This window comes from Ochrobactrum sp. C6C9 (assembly GCF_022627935.1).
Classification (GTDB): Bacteria; Pseudomonadota; Alphaproteobacteria; order Rhizobiales; family Rhizobiaceae; genus Brucella; species Brucella teleogrylli.
This window is the reverse complement of sequence record NZ_JABXGB010000009.1, coordinates 41,220-57,711: the sequence shown is the minus strand read 5'-3', so window position 1 is coordinate 57,711 and position 16,492 is coordinate 41,220. Positions and strand designations below refer to the sequence as shown.

Below are 16,492 nucleotides of genomic sequence, written 5' to 3'. Positions count from 1 at the left end.
AAAGTGCCGACTGGATCAAGGTTTCACACGAAGTTGAGCTTTTTGCAGCCAAACAGAACCATCAAGCGATGGTAGCGCATAGGGCTGGAATGCGCAAAAGGCTTTCTAGCACCGAAACATTCCGGGTGCAGAACAGCCTTCGCGCAACCAGCAATTCACAACGACTTAGAACGGATTCCAGGTCGGGGCAGCTGAAACCTTCAGATAGCCGATATTCACGCCGAGCCTTGCGCCGACGCCGGTGCGGATCGGTACGAGCACGATATTCTGGCGCTTCAGCACGTTGAACCCGACGCCTGCGACCACGTAGGCCGAACCGGCAACGCCCGCATAGCGACCGTAGAGGTTCTGGATATCGTCCAGATTATAGACGAGCATCATGACGCGCGAGCCCTGACCGCCGAAATCCCAGCCAAGGGAAGGCCCCTGCCAGTAGGTCTTATGGTCACCGGCATTCTTCGTATAAAGCGTGCCTTCGCCATAGGTCAGGCCGCCGATGAAAGCGCCGGAACCTTCTTCGCCAAGAACATAGCCGTTCGGCAGGCCGAAGCTCTGGAACGCTTTTTCGACAGCGCTGGCAAGTCCGCCTGAAGCCGAACCGAAAAACCGATGACCGGAATCGACGATTTCCTCGGCGGTGTAGGTGTTCTGCGCCCGTGCCTGATGCGGCAGAGCGAGGATGGAGACAATCAGTGCCGCAAGAAACGCAATAGAATACGCCGCATTGCGGAAACTGGTTTGCGACAGGGATGGTATGGCCATTTTTAATTCCTTCTGGCTACCGCTTCTCTGTCTGACGCCCTGTTAAAAGCATGACGCTGCCTCTTCCGGGCTTTCGCGTCGAATCGCGCATATTGTACGCGCTAATATGTTGTCCAAATCTTTATGAAACGAAATTGGCGTTTGAAAGGCGAAAAGCCGACGCGGAAAACATTAGCGCACGACAGGCGATCCGGCTTTCGAAAAAGACAGCTTTGTTGCGGCTTTCCAGCATGGCGTGTATCCAGTTAAACCGACATTCAGGGCGATTCGCCCGCCATCATGCCGCGCGGGAAACGACAGGTTTACGTGCGGTTTCGTTAACCGATCAGGACGCGACCGTCCGGCCGAAGCGCCGCGGAGCCGGGTCCATCCGCGTTCCGGAGAAAGCGCCATGCCACTACCCGTTACCCTTTCCGCACTCGACCTCGGTGCGCTTCTGTGCAGCCGGATCTGTCATGACATAATCTCGCCGGTTGGCGCGATCAACAACGGTCTTGAACTGCTGGAAGAAGGCGGCGCAGACGAAGATGCGATGGCGCTGATCAAGTCGAGCGCGCGCAACGCTTCGGCCCGCCTCCAGTTCGCCCGCATTGCCTTTGGCGCCGCCGGTTCGGCAGGCGTGCAGATCGACACGGGCGACGCGCAGACTGTCGCCACCGAATATTTCAAGAATGAAAAGCCGGAGCTGACCTGGGAAGGCACCCGCGTACTTCTGCCGAAGAACAAGGTGAAGCTGCTGCTCAACATGCTTCTGATCGCCAATGGCGCGATCCCGCGTGGCGGCTCGCTGGCCGTGCGCCTGGAAGGCGGTGATACAGAGCCGCGCTTTGTCATCACGGTCAAGGGCCGCATGCTGCGTGTTCCGCCGAAGTTCCTGGAGCTGCATTCCGGCGCCACCCCGGAAGAGCCGATCGACGCGCATTCCGTCCAGCCTTATTACACCCTGCTGCTCGCTGAAGAAGCCGGCATGACGATTTCCATTCACGCAACCGCAGAAGATATCGTATTCTCCGCCGAGTAAGCGTATCAGGCGCGCGGGACCGCCCGCGCTCCTGCTGACAAGACAGCAGGCAAATATCGTGTCGCGGTAAGATGTTTCGGCAGCTTCGTTGCCGCTCTGGGGGAAAGTCGATGGGAGACGAAGCGATGGCCGGTTATTGCCTGCTGGTTGACGATTCATCCGTCATCCGCAAGGTCGCGCGCCGTATCCTGACCGATTCCATTGCAGAATTTGCCGAAGTCTCCACCGGACATGAAGCGCTCGACAGTTGCGCATCGCGCATGCCGGATATCATTCTTCTCGATTTCGATCTGCCGGATATGACGGCCCTTGAAGTCATTCCCGACCTGCGCGCCCTGCCCGACGGCCAGCATCCGCGCATTATCGTTTGCCTCTATGAGCTCGACGTCACGCGCATCATGCGCGCCAAGCGTTCCGGCGCCGATGGCTATATATTGAAGCCCTTCGACCGCGCTTATCTCACCGAGCAATTCGCTCTTCTGATGAGCACCGAGCCGCAAAAACGCCCTCGCCCGACTGTTGGCGAAACGCCGCGATAAGACTGCCTGATCCAATAGGACCAAAAGCAAAAAGCTCCGCCGAAGCGGAGCTTTTTTGTTCGTTGACCGTAAGGCCGGGACCGATCAGGCGCTTTCGCGCAGTTCGGCATCCGGCTCGCGCAGCACATAGCCGCGGCCCCAGACGGTCTCGATGTAGCTCTGGCTACCGGAAACCGCATCAAGCTTCTTGCGCAGCTTGCAGATGAAGACGTCGATGATCTTCAGTTCCGGCTCGTCCATACCGCCATAAAGGTGGTTGAGGAACATTTCCTTGGTGAGCGTCGTACCCTTGCGCAAGCTCAAAAGCTCGAGCATCTGGTATTCCTTACCCGTCAGGTGAACGCGCTGGCCGGAAACTTCCACCGTCTTTGCGTCCAGATTGACGATCAGGTCGCCCGTGGTGATGACCGACTGTGCATGGCCCTTCGAGCGGCGAACAATCGCATGAATACGCGCGATCAGCTCATCCTTATGGAAAGGCTTGGTCATGTAATCGTCGGCGCCAAAGCCAAGGCCGCGAACCTTGTCCTCAATGCCGGCCATGCCGGAGAGGATCAGGATCGGCGTTTTCACCTTGGAAAGGCGCAATGTACGAAGAACTTCGTAACCAGACATATCCGGCAGATTCAAATCCAGCAGGATGATGTCGTAGTCATAAAGCTTGCCGAGATCGATGCCTTCCTCGCCCAGATCGGTCGTGTAGACATTGAAACTCTCGGACTTGAGCATCAGCTCAATGCTCTGTGCGATAGCACTGTCGTCTTCAATCAAAAGGACGCGCATCTCTTATCCCCTTTCCGCAGCCGACCAGATGTCCCTCAAGGCGGCACACGGAACCGTCGTTGCCTCTGTATGAAGGTGCCAGCAAATGGTTAACAAAATATGATTCTGGTTGGCAAGCATATTTATGCCCTGTTTAGAAAATTCTTATAGCGATTTGAATCATAAAGAGATTCACGTCTCCCTGACTCTAAAGCATCGCTTTAAGAATCTTCGCTAAGCGATTCATTCGACTCTAGCTTTCACCTGTTGCTCAAAAAGCACATTAGGTTTACCGAGCCTTAAGTCCTAACGCGTATGATTAACCTCGCCGGTAAAGGAATGGTTACCAAACGAGCAAAATCTTAACTTTTTGTTTCGTTGTAAACGGTGATTTCTGACAACGGCCGCGACGCTTTCCCCCTGTAGGGGCTGGATTCGCGGGGGATTCGCGGTGTGAACGGACGTTTTTTGTTTATTCACACCTGTTAATAAAGCCCAATCAGATCGACTTGAAATGAAGTCGATACGATTGTGCTTCAAGTCCGGGGGGAACGCCCCAACACATGGAAGCTGGTTGGTGTTCAAGGAGTATTGCGTATGAAGCCACGTGAAAGCCTGGTGAGGCTTAAACTGTTCCAGGTGAAGGAAAAGCGCCGTCAACTGGGCCAGCTTGACCTGATGATCGGCGAGTTCGAGCGAATGGCGGGGGAACTCGACGCTCAGATCCTGTCGGAAGAAAAGAAGGCTGGCATCACCGATATCAATCATTTCGCCTATCCGACCTTCGCCAAGGCTGCACGCCAGCGGCGTGACAACCTGTTCGGTTCGATCGGCGATCTGATGTCGCAGAAGGAAGCAGCCGAGGCAGAACTGGCCGTGGCCGAGATCGAACTCTCCAAGGCGGAAGCGTTGGAGGAGCGCGACGGCGGCAAGGCGCCACGCGAAGTCGTCGAGCGCCCGGCCAATCAGCGTCGCGCCATGATCGGCTGATCCACGGCAAAACGATTGTTCTTTTTCAGGCGCCGCCCTTCTTGCGAGGGGCGGCGTCTTTTCGTCTATGCATAGCCTGCCCACCGAACGGCAATCCGTTACCAACAAACGCCGTCGCAGTCATGGAAACTTGGTTTGCATCCCGCCTCACCCGCATGTAGGGAAGAAGGGCAATGCAGAAATCCGCCCCCTCAGGGCTTCAACCAGCCCCAGACAAATTCAATTTCAGGAAAATCCCGAAGCTGCTCCAGTGGGGCCTGCTTCTGTTGGTGTCGGCTGTCCTGATTTTTGCAGGCGAAGTTCTGCATCTTCCGGCAGCCCTGCTGCTGGGCGCAATGGTCGGCGGCATCCTGATGGCGGCTGGCGAAAGTACCGTGCGCGTCCACAGCCAGCTTTCGACACTTGCGCAGGCGGTGGTCGGCCTGCTGATTGCCCGCGCCATCACGCCCGAGTTCTTCTCCAATATGGGCAGGCACCTGCCGATTATCCTGGTCTCGATGCTCTTCGTGCTCTTTGCCAGCACACTGATCGGCTATCTGCTGGCGCGGTTCCGCGTCCTGCCGGGAACCACCGCCGTGTGGGGTTCGTCACCGGGTGCTGCCACCGCCATGACCCTGATGGCGGAATCCTTCGGCGCGGATGCGCGCCTCGTCGCCTTCATGCAGTATCTCCGCGTCGTGCTGGTCGCGACCACGGCATCGCTCGTCGTGCGCCTTGGCGCGGGCGTGGAGATGGCGGCCCCTGCCGCGGTAGACTGGTTCCCACCGCTCAACCCGTCCAGCCTCGGCGCAACGCTGCTTCTCGTCCTTGGCGGTGCCTTTTTGGGGCATATCTCGCGCATACCAACGGGCGCCATGCTGGTGCCACTGGTGTTGGGCGCGATCCTGCAAGATACCGGCGTCATAACCATCGATCTGCCGCCATGGCTGCTGGCCATCAGCTATACGTTGATTGGCTGGCGCATCGGGCTTGGCTTCTCACGCGCAATCATCGCCCATGCGGCGCGGGCTTTTCCCGCCGTTCTGGCTTCGACACTGATCCTGATCGCCGTCTGCGGTCTGTTCGGCATGGCGCTTGGCCATATGCTCGATCTTGATCCCCTCACCGCTTACCTCGCGACAAGCCCCGGTGGCGCAGACACAGTTGCCATTATCGCGGCATCCACCAATGTCGACCTGCCCTTCATCATCGCCATGCAGACAAGCCGGTTCTTCGTGGTGCTTTTCGCCGGACCGGCGATTGCCCGCTTCGTCGCCAAACGCGTCGAAAAACGGCTGGAAAAAACTGGCAAATAAAAAACCCGGCTTTCGCCGGGTTTTTTCTTCAACGAACTGATCAGATCAGGCCTTCTTACCGTGAAAACCACGGATGGCGCCGATGATCTTGTCCTGATCGGCTTCCGACAGATAGGGATGCATCGGCAGGCTCAGAATGCGCGATGGCAGAGCTTCAGAAACCGGCAGGCCGCCCGGCGCAACCGGATAATGCTTATAGGCCGTCTGCTGATGCAGCGGCTTCACATAATAGATTACCGACGGTACGCCCTCGGCCTGAAGATGCGCCTTCAACCCGTCGCGGTTCTCACTTTCGATGGAATATTGCGCCCAGGCAGAACGGTTGCCAGCGGGAAGAGCCGGAACCTTCACCACATCCTTCAGCGCTTCGTTGTAACGCTTGGCGATACGATCGCGCGCTTCCATCTCGTCTTCGAGAATCGCAAGTTTTTCCAGCAGAACGGCAGCCTGGATCGTGTCCAGACGCGAATTGATACCAATGCGGACATTGTCGTACTGGGTTTCGCCCTTGCCGTGGAACAGCACCGAACGCAGCGTATCCGCAAGCTCGGCATCGTTGGTGAACATCGCGCCACCGTCGCCATAGCAACCGAGCGGCTTGGCCGGGTAGAAGCTGGTCGCGCCCACATGGCCAAATGCGCCGCACATGACATTGTCGCGCTTTCCGCCGATGGACTGCGCAGCGTCTTCGATGATGAACAGGCCTTCGCGCTCGGCAATCGCGGTGATGCGGTTATAGTCGGCAGCAAGTCCAAACAGATCGACCGGAATGATTGCCTTCGGCTCCAGACGGCCTTCCTTGCGGATAGCGGCAATGGCAGCTTCAAGCTGTTCGACATTCATGTTGTAGCTGTTGGCGTCGACATCGACGAAAACAGGCTCTGCTCCGACCAGCGCCACAACTTCCGCAGTCGCAGCAAAGGTGAAGGACGGAACGAAAACAGCATGGCCGGGACCGATGCCGCGCGCCATCAGAGGCATCTGCAAGGCGTCGGTGCCATTGGCGCAGGCGATCACATGTTCAACGCCCAGATATTCTCCGAGCTTCTTCTCGAACTCCGCCACTTCAGGCCCGAGAATATAGCGGCCTTCCGCAACAACCTTGGAAATGGCGGCATTGAGACGGTCTTCGATACGCGCGCGCTGCGCCCCAAGATCAATAAACTGCATGTTGGCTCCATAGAGTTGGCCTCGCACGAACCAACGTGCGAATCCTTGGCACCTATTTATTCGCTTGCGCGCCGTCCTGCCATGGCCGGGGCGTTCAAAGTTTTGCGAATGCTGTAACACCGCTTGACGAAACGTAAAGCTCCGTCCGCGAACGCCTTATCTGGTGTGCTGCACCGAACCTTCGGTCAAGATCCGCAAGACACTGATGGCTTCCTTGCCGTCAGTCCGCGGGGTTTCACGGGTTTCGATGCAATGCAGGAAATGCTGCAACTCGCGGGTGAGCGGCATGCCTTCCTCGACGGGTATATAGATCGGCTCTGCCGACTTGAAAGCCCACTGGTCGTTTTCCCGCCAGACTTCGTGTTTGTAGAAGGCAAGCTTGCGGTCCCACGGCTCGCCGTCGTCGAAAACGGCCATGCCCTTGGTGCCGGTCACGCTCAGGCGCCGCTCGCGATAGGCATTGAGCCGCGAGGCAAAAAGATGCCCGCGAATGCCGCCCGGGAACTCCAGATGAACATGGGCAAAATCGTTCAGATGGTCGATGATGGCCGTGCCTTCGCCGCGAATGGCGCTGGGCTCTTCGCCGGTGATGGCGAGAATCATCGACAGATCGTGCGGCGCCAGGTCCCACAGCGCATCGAACTGCGCGTGAAACTTGCCAAGACCGACGCGATGCGAATGAACATAGCGGATATCGCCGAGTTCACCGCTCTTGACCATGTCGAGAAGCTTTTCGAAGGCCGGATGGAACCGCAGAACATGGCCGACCATGAAGATGCGACCATTTTCGCGCGCGGCTTCAACTTCGGCTTCCGCCGAAGGGACGTCGAGCGCAATAGGTTTCTCGACGAGAACATCCTTGCCGTTCTTCACAGCTTCGGTCGCATATTGCGCGTGGAACTGTGCAGGCAGGGCCAGAACGATGCCGTCCACGTCGGGACGGGTGAACAATTCATCAACCGGAACATTGGGAACGCCAAATTCGGAAGCGAATCGTTCGGCATTTGCCGGGTTGGCGTCGGAGACCGCCTGAAGGGCGCCGAGGCTCTTCAGGGTACGAATGTGGTTGCCGCCCCAATAGCCGCAACCCAAAACCGCAATACGAGGTGCCATGAAACTATGCCTTTGCTTATGCACAGTTCCTTATCGGTGCAAATGATGGAAAACAAGACGAAACCTGTGCGAAGAGTGCTTGACAGGGTTTCATTCCCCACATATACCGCCGCCATTCCTTGCAGGAACAATGCTTTGTCCCACCGGAAACGGCGACGACAAAACTTCTGCAAAGCGACGCGTGGCGGAGTAGCTCAGTAGGTTAGAGCAGAGGAATCATAATCCTTGTGTCGGGGGTTCGAATCCCTCCTCCGCTACCATTCGCTAACCGCTACCGAAAAATTCTCTTTCTAACATCATCGTAGGTAGTTGCGCTCGCAGCCTTTCGCACGGCTTTAGAGCTGCCGTTGTGATGCCGACTCATCCGATGACAAGTGGCCCGCTAAATATTGATGGGCCTGAAGGCCCGCTCACTGGCTATCGGATATCGTGGTCATAGGGAATGGGGCCCCAACGTCCGGTTTTGGTGAAGTTCACCCATAAGCCGAGGGAATTGCGCATTGTGCGCGTCCCGAACCTTTTCAATTCCCGTATGACCAGTCGAAAAAGCGCCGGCCGCTTTTGCTCACGTCGGTTCTTGCCGATCGTGCTTTCCAATCCTGCCTGTCGGCAAATGGCTGGCGTGATCTGGTAGATATTCAATTCGTCGAAAGGACCATCATTGGGGTCGAACAGGAAATGATCGATGGGAGCAGGCGCTTTCTGCATAAGCGGCAGAAGTTTGCGCGCAGCGTCGCGAGACACGACGTAGCCTCCCGTCAGCAAATGTCTGGAGCGAAGCCGCGCCACCGCATAGGGTCCTTCGCTTGCAACCGAACGGGATATCAAGACCTCATGCCCGTAGGCATCGATTTTGATAATATCCGCGTCTTTCGGTATCCATTTGTCTGAAGGCAACAACTGCGCAGCCCCGCTGCTCAGCTTGATATCATCTTCAAAAATGACCGCGTAAGCATCGATACCGGTCGCTATAATTTCTAGACACTTGCGGTGAGACAGGAAACAGCCAATTTCCGCTGGCGAAAGCGGATCGGGCCAGTTTTTGCTGAACGTGTTAAATGAAGCCAGCTCCTGTTCGGGCATAACCCGACCATTGACAGCCTCAACACGTTCGAATTCTAGACCCATGCGATTAAATTGGGATGCCATATAGGCCAGACGGTCCTGGCTCCGCTCCAGATTTATCAAATAGCACTTCACTTCAGCCCCCTTGTCGCGCACCTCTTAGGACATAGGGGGGTGAAAAACAACCAATGGAGAAAAGCGCCCCCGCGCCATATCTTGTCGTTATCCACGGGGCGATTTTCTGGACTGGACCAGCGCCGGTCCTGCTCGCAGCTACTGCTGGACAGTTTCCGGTGCTATGCCCTGATCGAAGATGAAGGCCGGGCCGACCACCCGCACCTTTCGGTCCGTCAGCGGCGCAAAGGTTGCCGTCGCAACCGTATCGACCATATCGGCATTGCGGCTCGGCCGGCTGTCCGGCATCGGCATCACGACATTGCGCATGGCTCTCGCCGACCGACTGCTGGCGCGCAGTTCGCTGACCTTGGCGACATAACCCGCCCAGTCGCATTTTTTGAAATCGCTGCTCTCGTGATAATTATAGGCCGTCGGCAGTTCCGCATAGGACTTGCCGCTGGTCGCGGAAATCATATCCGCCGTTTCGCCATTCACATCATTGAGAACATAGAGATCGACGCTCTCGTTCTGGCAGATGAAGCGGCATTGAGCCAGCGTTTCCGTTGTGCTTTCCGTTTTGTCGAATTGAGAGTGCGGCGCCGGGAACAGATAACCGTCCGAAAGGCGCACGCAATAGGTCAGTGCGCCTTTGCCGGCCCAGGATTTGGGTTTCTCGGTCGCATTCGACGTGACAGCCGCCGGTGTCACCTTTGGCCGATCCAGTCGCGCGCTGCGTTGTGTCGTGGCCGATGGTTCGGAACATGACCTTGCGGCCAGCCCGGCGGAAATCTGCCGCTGCACTTCCGCAATGCGCACCGACAGATCGCGGCAGGCATTGAACAAGCCCCCGCCGCCATCACCCTTGCAGCCACGCCCGCGCTCCATGGCGCGCAGGGCGGATAGTTGCCTTTGCGCTGCCAGATCGGCAGCGCTGGCAGCACCCGAACAGGCCGCAGCGGCCAGTTGCGGGTAACTCACAAGACCTATCAGAAAAAGCAGGACGTAAAACTTAGTCACGATACTATCCTCAGCCCTGGGGGATGACTTGAGACTTTCTATCGGGGTTACAGAAGATGCACTGGCACTTCCATTGCAGGAGGCGAATGCGTCGCATTCAGCACCTTATCCGGGTCGATTTCCGACAGGAGTGCAGCAAGCGCCAGACGCAGATAAAGGGGGGTATCTGGACGATTGATTGCCTTTAGCGCGATGCGCGATATGCCGAGCGCGTAAGCCAGTTCCTGTTCAGAGGTCTTCAGAGATGCACAAATCTTCGCAAGTTTGTCATAAGCCCGTCTGCCCATTGACGTTTTCCCTCTCCTTCAAAATGCAATGGCGACGCCGTCAGCCGCCACATTAGACGCACATCTGCTCCGAAAACCGTTTCACACTTTTCGGAATGTGCTCTGGAATCACCATTTTACATTCAGTCCGATATTGCCTTCCCAGATCCGCGTTCGCTCTCCTCCGAGATTGGTTGTGTAGTCGGCAGTTGCAAAAAGGCTGGCCTTTTCCGTGATATCGACCGTTATCCCGCCGCCGACTTCCAGCGACGTTCCTTTCAGATCGGTAACAATCGGATCGGTGCCGAAGGATACGGTCTCGTCCGATGAGAAATTCTGCCAGAGATTGGCCTTCAGATAGGGGCGCAGCTTGCCTAACGAGGTTTCTTCCGCGCCCTGCAACCGCATGCCGATACGGCCCGTCCACGCATTGTCGGAATCGAACGTCACCGTGGAATAACGGTCAGCCTGATCGTCCAGCGAGAGATGCTGCCAGATCAGTTGCGCCTGCGGTTCCAGCGTCCAGTTGCCGCCGAGTGCCACCGGATAGCCGCCTTCCAGCGAGGCCGTCACCCCGTGGCCGTCAAGGTCTATGCCCTGCTGCGCATTGGAGCTGGCGCTGCCATCGAACCATGTTCCCATCACCACCGCATCGAGATACCAGCCTTGCGGGCCGATATGGGTCCAATAGCCGCCGAAACTGGTGCCGGTAACGTCAAGGTCGCCGACGGCAAGATCGTTCCAGCCGAGCGCCTGCCCGGTAATATCGCCCGAGGCGCGCGCATAACCGAAGAAGACGCCGAAACGGTCGAAATGGCCGCCGTCGGATTCACGTCCGAACAGGTCCTGCCCGGCCTGAATACCGAGAAGACTGCCATCGACCCCCGGCGCAACGGTGCCCCTCCACTTCATGTGGATGTCCTGACCGAACACCCGCACCCAGCTCGACGGCAGATAGCCACCGCTCTCGAGCAGGTCCTGCTGGCCCCGGCGCTCATGGAATGTGCCGAGCGTAGACAGCGCCAGATGATGCGCGACGGGCGGCAGAGCCGAATAGACCGGCACTTCTTCACGATAGAGATTGACGACATCGCCTTCCACGCGCGTCGCCCCTGCTGACGGCGGCGCGACGCCGTTGCCGGGCAGTGGAGGCTGCATCAAACCATCAACGGAATTGTCTGGCGGGTCGGCAACATCTGCGGCCTGGGGAGCCGGAGGCGCAGTGGGCGCGGCGGAGTTTCCGGCGACCGGCGCAGAATTGTCCTGCGGGTCGGGATCGTTCGGATCGACTGGCAGCACCGCAGCCGGCTGATCCAATGGCGGCGGAGCGGCCACCGTTTCCGGAGCCTCTGGTTCCGGCGCGTCCGACCCCACGGCAGCCGGTTGGCTACCGTTCACCAGCGTTGAGCGCAGATACCAGTTTTCTGTCGTTCCGGCAGAAACACCACCCTTGAACAGATAATATTCATAGGCGCCAGCCGCGACACGGCCATTCAAGGTGAAGGCGCCCGCAGTGGTGGTTGCGCCATTCAGCGTCTCAACGACCATGATGCCATTCGACACTGTCGAAGCACCTGCGCCACCGATATTTTCCACGACAATGCCGGTATTGCCGGAAGCCGAACCGCCATCGATCACCAGCTTGTCCGAAGGCGACGCATCACCCGCAAGCACCGTGTCGAGGAACAGCAGGCCATTTTGCCCGGTATAGTTGCCGCGAATGGTCAGGCTATCGGTCGTGCTGGAGCCGCCATTGGTCAGGTCGATGCGGCCTGCATTAAACACATTGGTCAGTTGCGTTGCGGCATAGGGCTTGATAACCGACTGGGCCGAACCACCATAAATGGTGCTGGTCGCATCGATGTTGAGCGTGCCCTTTCCGGTTCCCGCATCGCCAAGCGTCAGCGGAGCATTGAAAACCAGACGCGTATCGTTGGTGAGATTGATGGTTTCCCATCCGCCGAAGCGATAAACCGCGCCGGTTTTGACATTGCTGAAGCTCAGACTATCGGTGCCTTCGCCACCGGTGATGAACTTGGTCGTCCCCATATTGGCGTCGGTCAGATTTGGTCAGCGTGGCTACGTCGTCATCCGCGCCGAGATCGACATTTCCATACAGAATGCCGCCGCCGTTCCAGCTGAACGTGTCGGTGCCGAAGCTCAGCATGATGTCACCGGCAACCGTACCACCGGTAATGGTCACGCTGTCGGTGCCACCGCTGACACTGATACTACCGCCAATCATGCCGCTGGAGATGATGATCGTATCATTGCCGAAACCGGTCACCAGATTGCGATCGATGGTGCCGCCGGACATGTTGAAATAATTGTTGTCCAGCTTCATGTTGACGCGACCGATGCGCCCGCCAGTCATCACAGCATAATCGCCATCGTCGAAAGCATCGATAATGCGGCCATCGGACATGAAAAACGTGTCGAGCCCGTCGCCCTGATTGAGCGAGATAATCTGGCCGCCCGTCATCTGAAAATCGTCGATGCCCCCGCCCTGTTGCACATTACCGACAACCGAGCCGCCAGAAATAATGAATGCATCCGCGCCATCGCCCTGATCGATGCTTCCCGCAATCGATCCCGAATGTAACTCGACGCGGTCCGTTCCGGCACCGAAGGTCACATTGCCATTGACCGTACCGCTGCCGCCTGTGGGCAGAAGGAGCGTGTTGTTGCCGCTCGTATCGGTCAGACCGGATGCGGATGTACCGCTGTCGCAGATGAAAACGTCATCACCGGCCGTTGGTGAAAACGAACATGCGGCCTGCGCATTTCCAGATGGCAAAAGCACGGCACCCACCGTGAACAGTGCCGTCGTGGAAAGCAGCAGGGTGGCCGAAACCCTGCGAATACCTAAATGCATCGAAACCCCTCAGTTCATTGCATAAAGCCCCCGCGACATTAAAAAACGAATTTATTTTGATGGGCAATACTTAAATTCCCAGTAGAGAATTTCAAAACATCATAAAAGATAAACAAAAATTAGAGGAAATGATTTAACAGCAAATAAGCCGTTGATTTCTTTCGATAAATCCCAATGCCCTCCAGATTCACCATAGCTGACATTTCACTCTGGAAAAGCCAAAAAAACCGTTACATATCAATATCAAGACACCCGCCGCCTTGCGGCATTCGCCGCTCTGAAAGATGATCGCGGGCCCATGCGGAGCGAGTCACAAAAAGCCTATTTAGACGCGCGCCGTGCCGGTTGAATTACTGGTTGACCGCTTCATATATTTCTTCTGAAAAGCATGATCCGGTTGAATTGAGGAGGAAAACCATGGATCAATTTACTGGTGGCTGTCTGTGTGGCGATGTCCGGCTTGTCGCCACGGGGCGTCCCTATCGGGTCGGCCTTTGCCACTGTCTCGACTGCCGCAAACATCATGGGGCGCTTTTTCTGGCATCAGCAATGTTCCCGCAGAATGCGGTCACGATCGATGGCGAAACACGCGATTATGCCGGGCGTCATTTTTGTCCGCGCTGCGGTTCCTCGGTCTTTTCCCGTTCCGATGACGAAATCGAGGTGCATCTGGGTTCGCTCGATGCTCCCGACCAGCTGGTGCCGACCTACGAATTGTGGACAATCCGCCGCGAAAGCTGGTTGCCGCCATTTCCGCTGAAAAAGCATTATGAGCGCGACCGCGAAAATGATGGCCGCTTCGAGGAATAGCGCCGGTATGCGGCAAAGCTGCGCTGGATTAGCAGGTGACGAGCGCCTATATCCGGCTGGAACAACCCGGAAAGCCTCGCCATGACCCTGCTCATCAACCAGCCGCATCCCTCGATTGACCCCGCATCCATTCAGGAACTGGTGGCGACATTTTATGGACGCGCGCGGGCGGACGAGCTGCTCGGGCCGATTTTTGCGGAAGCCGTGCATGGCTGGGATCACCATATCGCGCAGATTGCGCAATTCTGGTCGTCGGTCATCTTGAGAACCGGCGGTTATGACGGGCGACCCATGGCGCCGCATCTGAAGCTCAACCTGAAGGGCGAGCATTTCGACCGCTGGCTTGCCTTGTTCGAGCAAACCGCACGCGAGATTTATCCTGCGGAAGCGGCGATCATTTTCATCGATCGAGCGCGGCGCATTGCCGACAGTTTTGAAATGGCCATTGCAACGCAAGCGGGGCGTATCGCCGCCCCGCGTCATGCGCGCCGTCCGCTCTGATTGATCAGCCTGATCAGGCGGCAGGCTTCGACTTTTCGGCTTCCAGCTGCTTTTCGTGACGCAGCAGCATGCCGAACAGATCGCGCGGCTCATCCGGGTCGGCAAGAAGGTCGAGCTGCTCATACAGGCCCGTATCCTTCAGCTTGTCGCGCACATAACGCAAAGCCGAAAAATCTTCCGTGGCAAAGCCGACGGAATCAAACAGCGTGATCTGGCGCGCATCCTTGCGGCCCCGCGCCTTGCCGGTGATGACTTCCCACAACTCGTTGACCGGATAGTCTGCCGGGAGCTGCTGGATTTCACCTTCGATGCGGGTCTGCGGCGGATATTCGACGAAAATGTCGGAGCGGCGGAGAATATCGCCGTGCAATTCGGTCTTGCCCGGGCAATCGCCGCCCACCGCATTGATATGCACGCCAGCGCCAACCGTATTGTCGGTCAGGATGGTGGCATTGGCCTTGTCCGCCGTGACCGTCGTGATGATATCGGCGCCCTCGACCACTTCTTCCACCGACTTGCAGGCGACAATGTCGAAACCTGCATGGGCAAGATTGCGCATGCATTTTGCGGTCGCTTCCGGGTCGAGGTCGTAAAGGCGAAGCTTGTCCACGCCGAGCAGCGCCTTGAATGCTATGGCCTGAAATTCGCTCTGTGCGCCATTGCCGATGATCGCCATCGTGCGGGCATTCTTGGGCGCCAGATATTTGGCGGCAACCGCTGACGTGGCAGCCGTGCGCAGCGCCGTCAGGATCGTCATCTCGGTCAGGAGCATCGGATAACCGCTGCCCACATCGGCCAGAACGCCGAAAGCCGTGACAGTCTGAAGACCTTCACGTGTGTTCTTCGGATGGCCGTTGACATATTTGAAGCCATAAAGCGTGCCGTCGCTCGTCGGCATCAACTCGATCACGCCTTCGCGGGAGTGGGACGCGACACGCGGCGTCTTGTCGAAATTTTCCCAGCGGCGGAAATCCTCTTCCACATATGCGGCCAGTTCCTTCAGGAAGGTCTCGACGCCGATGGAAAGCACCAGCTTCATCATGTTGTCGACACTGACGAAGGGGACGATGTTGAGTTTCGGCTGGGTCATTCATATTCTCCTTAAACACGCTCCGAAAGGCTGACACGGCCTTCGGAGCGTATTGCGCATTGATACAATGATCGGAGCGTCATTCGGCAAGACGCGCCTTAATAGCTGATCGTCGGACGATCCATGACGCTGCGGCCCAAAAGGCTGGCCATCAGGTCCACCATGACGGTAGCCGTGCGGCCGCGCTCATCCAGGAACGGGTTCAATTCAACCAGATCGAGGCTCGTGACGAGACCGCTGTCATGCAGCATTTCCATGATGAGATGGGCCTCGCGGAAAGTCGCGCCGCCCGGCACCGTGGTGCCGACAGCTGGCGCCACCGACGGATCAAGGAAGTCAACGTCAAGGCTGACATGCAGCAGGCCGTCTTCCGCTTTCACACGGTCGAGGAAACGGCGCAGCAGCGCGGCAACGCCATGCTCGTCAATCATGCGCATGTCGAAAACCGAAACCTTGGTCTTCTGGATAGCCAGACGTTCCGCCGGATCGACGCTTCGAATACCCATCATGCAGACATTGTGCGGATCGATGGCGGCTTCAAGCTTCGGGAAAAAGCCGTCAAAGCCTTTCTGGCCGGTGTAATAGGCAACCGGCGTTCCATGCAGATTGCCGCTGGTTGTCGTTTCCAGCGTGTGGAAATCCGTATGCGCATCGAGCCAGAGCACGAACTGCTTGCGGCCCTTTGCGACGGCGCGGCGCGCAATGCCCGGAACCGTTCCGGCAGCCAGAAGATGATCGCCGCCAAGGAAAATCGGGAAGCCCTCTTCGCTCTCGCGGAAAGCGGCTTCGCTGATTGCTTCAATCCAGGCAACAGCGCTTGGCAGCGCCTTGATCGCATGGTTTGGATGTTCGCGCGACGCTTGCTTGATCTGAGCCGGGCTTGGAACCAGATTGCCGAGATCCGTAAAACCGTGACCAAGCTCGCGTATGGCATCGGCAATGCCTGCGGCACGGTAGGAATCGGGACCCATATTGCAGCCTGCGCGGCCAGTGCCTTCCTGAACGGGTAGTCCCAAAATCTTGCAATGCATAAAACAAGGTTCCTTCTGATTATTGTCATAAGATTCATCATTTTTATTTGGCGATGTGAACCAACCGG

15 protein-coding genes, 1 tRNA gene and 1 pseudogene are annotated in these 16,492 nt (G+C 57.3%); 7 read left to right on the top strand and 10 right to left on the bottom strand.

The window, feature by feature from the left end; genetic code table 11:
- Positions 1-165 precede the first annotated feature (165 nt).
- Positions 166-762, bottom strand: a complete 597-nt coding sequence (locus tag HWD97_RS09220) for a DUF1134 domain-containing protein (protein ID WP_109369541.1) — start codon at positions 760-762, stop codon at positions 166-168.
- Positions 763-1,153: 391 nt separating this feature from the next.
- Here HWD97_RS09220 and chpT point away from each other — a divergent pair, with 391 nt between their 5' ends.
- Entirely contained in the window at positions 1,154-1,783 is a 630-nt protein-coding gene (gene chpT / locus HWD97_RS09215) for a histidine phosphotransferase ChpT (RefSeq protein WP_109369542.1), read from the top strand.
- 110 nt (positions 1,784-1,893) lie between these two features.
- Complete coding sequence (locus HWD97_RS09210; RefSeq protein ID WP_109369543.1) at positions 1,894-2,322, top strand: PleD family two-component system response regulator; 429 nt, start codon at positions 1,894-1,896, stop codon at positions 2,320-2,322.
- Positions 2,323-2,406: 84 nt separating this feature from the next.
- On the opposite strand, the gene ctrA is transcribed toward HWD97_RS09210, so the two are convergent.
- Positions 2,407-3,105, bottom strand: coding sequence for a response regulator transcription factor CtrA (gene ctrA / locus HWD97_RS09205; protein ID WP_078338799.1), 699 nt, complete (start codon positions 3,103-3,105; stop codon positions 2,407-2,409).
- Positions 3,106-3,681: 576 nt separating this feature from the next.
- On the opposite strand from ctrA, the gene HWD97_RS09200 reads away from it, so the two are divergent.
- Positions 3,682-4,074 carry a flagellar export protein FliJ gene (locus tag HWD97_RS09200; protein WP_078338800.1) on the top strand — a complete coding sequence of 131 codons (393 nt, stop codon included), beginning with the start codon at positions 3,682-3,684 and terminating at the stop codon, positions 4,072-4,074.
- Between the two features lie 173 nt (positions 4,075-4,247).
- Positions 4,248-5,369: an AbrB family transcriptional regulator gene (locus HWD97_RS09195; protein ID WP_109369544.1), complete on the top strand. Its 1,122-nt coding sequence runs from the start codon at positions 4,248-4,250 to the stop codon at positions 5,367-5,369.
- A 45-nt stretch (positions 5,370-5,414) separates the two neighbouring features.
- On the opposite strand, the gene HWD97_RS09190 is transcribed toward HWD97_RS09195, so the two are convergent.
- The gene (locus HWD97_RS09190; protein ID WP_109369545.1) at positions 5,415-6,539 is read right to left on the bottom strand and encodes a DegT/DnrJ/EryC1/StrS aminotransferase family protein; all 1,125 of its coding nucleotides are present in this window, start codon (positions 6,537-6,539) and stop codon (positions 5,415-5,417) included.
- Positions 6,540-6,695: 156 nt separating this feature from the next.
- Positions 6,696-7,652 (bottom strand): Gfo/Idh/MocA family protein, encoded by a 957-nt coding sequence (locus tag HWD97_RS09185; protein ID WP_109369546.1) that lies wholly within the window; start codon positions 7,650-7,652, stop codon positions 6,696-6,698.
- Between the two features lie 183 nt (positions 7,653-7,835).
- On the opposite strand from HWD97_RS09185, the gene HWD97_RS09180 reads away from it, so the two are divergent.
- A tRNA-Met gene (locus tag HWD97_RS09180) sits at positions 7,836-7,912 on the top strand.
- Positions 7,913-8,069: 157 nt separating this feature from the next.
- Here the strand turns inward: HWD97_RS09180 and HWD97_RS09175 are convergent.
- From HWD97_RS09175 to HWD97_RS09160, 4 genes and pseudogenes are all read right to left on the bottom strand, one after another.
- Positions 8,070-8,852 carry a glycosyltransferase family 25 protein gene (locus HWD97_RS09175; RefSeq protein WP_124915832.1) on the bottom strand — a complete coding sequence of 261 codons (783 nt, stop codon included), beginning with the start codon at positions 8,850-8,852 and terminating at the stop codon, positions 8,070-8,072.
- A gap of 138 nt (positions 8,853-8,990) precedes the next feature.
- A complete protein-coding gene (locus HWD97_RS09170) occupies positions 8,991-9,851 on the bottom strand; it encodes a DUF2865 domain-containing protein (protein ID WP_235858888.1) in 861 nt (286 codons plus the stop codon).
- 47 nt (positions 9,852-9,898) lie between these two features.
- Entirely contained in the window at positions 9,899-10,138 is a 240-nt protein-coding gene (locus tag HWD97_RS09165; RefSeq protein WP_109369549.1) for a hypothetical protein, read from the bottom strand.
- A 108-nt stretch (positions 10,139-10,246) separates the two neighbouring features.
- A pseudogene (locus HWD97_RS09160) lies at positions 10,247-12,992 on the bottom strand (autotransporter outer membrane beta-barrel domain-containing protein).
- Positions 12,993-13,409: 417 nt separating this feature from the next.
- Between HWD97_RS09160 and HWD97_RS09155 the strand changes: the two are divergent.
- Together HWD97_RS09155 and HWD97_RS09150 are read left to right on the top strand one after the other, a co-directional pair.
- Complete coding sequence (locus HWD97_RS09155) at positions 13,410-13,802, top strand: GFA family protein (RefSeq protein WP_109369550.1); 393 nt, start codon at positions 13,410-13,412, stop codon at positions 13,800-13,802.
- Between the two features lie 81 nt (positions 13,803-13,883).
- Entirely contained in the window at positions 13,884-14,303 is a 420-nt protein-coding gene (locus HWD97_RS09150; protein WP_109369551.1) for a group III truncated hemoglobin, read from the top strand.
- Positions 14,304-14,316: 13 nt separating this feature from the next.
- Here the strand turns inward: HWD97_RS09150 and HWD97_RS09145 are convergent, their stop codons facing one another.
- Positions 14,317-15,393: an ornithine cyclodeaminase gene (locus tag HWD97_RS09145; protein WP_109369552.1), complete on the bottom strand. Its 1,077-nt coding sequence runs from the start codon at positions 15,391-15,393 to the stop codon at positions 14,317-14,319.
- Positions 15,394-15,491: 98 nt separating this feature from the next.
- Positions 15,492-16,424, bottom strand: coding sequence for an arginase (gene rocF / locus HWD97_RS09140; protein WP_109369553.1), 933 nt, complete (start codon positions 16,422-16,424; stop codon positions 15,492-15,494).
- Positions 16,425-16,492: the final 68 nt, after the last annotated feature.

What these genes read in the sequence shown, in the direction of transcription:
- HWD97_RS09220 (WP_109369541.1), bottom strand. Translation starts at nt 762, where the DNA reads ATGGCCATACCATCCCTGTCGCAAACCAGTTTCCGCAATGCGGCGTAT.
- chpT (WP_109369542.1), top strand. Translation starts at nt 1,154, where the DNA reads ATGCCACTACCCGTTACCCTTTCCGCACTCGACCTCGGTGCGCTTCTG.
- HWD97_RS09210 (WP_109369543.1), top strand. Translation starts at nt 1,894, where the DNA reads ATGGGAGACGAAGCGATGGCCGGTTATTGCCTGCTGGTTGACGATTCA.
- ctrA (WP_078338799.1), bottom strand. Translation starts at nt 3,105, where the DNA reads ATGCGCGTCCTTTTGATTGAAGACGACAGTGCTATCGCACAGAGCATT.
- HWD97_RS09200 (WP_078338800.1), top strand. Translation starts at nt 3,682, where the DNA reads ATGAAGCCACGTGAAAGCCTGGTGAGGCTTAAACTGTTCCAGGTGAAG.
- HWD97_RS09195 (WP_109369544.1), top strand. Translation starts at nt 4,248, where the DNA reads ATGCAGAAATCCGCCCCCTCAGGGCTTCAACCAGCCCCAGACAAATTC.
- HWD97_RS09190 (WP_109369545.1), bottom strand. Translation starts at nt 6,539, where the DNA reads ATGCAGTTTATTGATCTTGGGGCGCAGCGCGCGCGTATCGAAGACCGT.
- HWD97_RS09185 (WP_109369546.1), bottom strand. Translation starts at nt 7,652, where the DNA reads ATGGCACCTCGTATTGCGGTTTTGGGTTGCGGCTATTGGGGCGGCAAC.
- HWD97_RS09165 (WP_109369549.1), bottom strand. Translation starts at nt 10,138, where the DNA reads ATGGGCAGACGGGCTTATGACAAACTTGCGAAGATTTGTGCATCTCTG.
- HWD97_RS09155 (WP_109369550.1), top strand. Translation starts at nt 13,410, where the DNA reads ATGGATCAATTTACTGGTGGCTGTCTGTGTGGCGATGTCCGGCTTGTC.
- HWD97_RS09150 (WP_109369551.1), top strand. Translation starts at nt 13,884, where the DNA reads ATGACCCTGCTCATCAACCAGCCGCATCCCTCGATTGACCCCGCATCC.
- HWD97_RS09145 (WP_109369552.1), bottom strand. Translation starts at nt 15,393, where the DNA reads ATGACCCAGCCGAAACTCAACATCGTCCCCTTCGTCAGTGTCGACAAC.
- rocF (WP_109369553.1), bottom strand. Translation starts at nt 16,424, where the DNA reads ATGCATTGCAAGATTTTGGGACTACCCGTTCAGGAAGGCACTGGCCGC.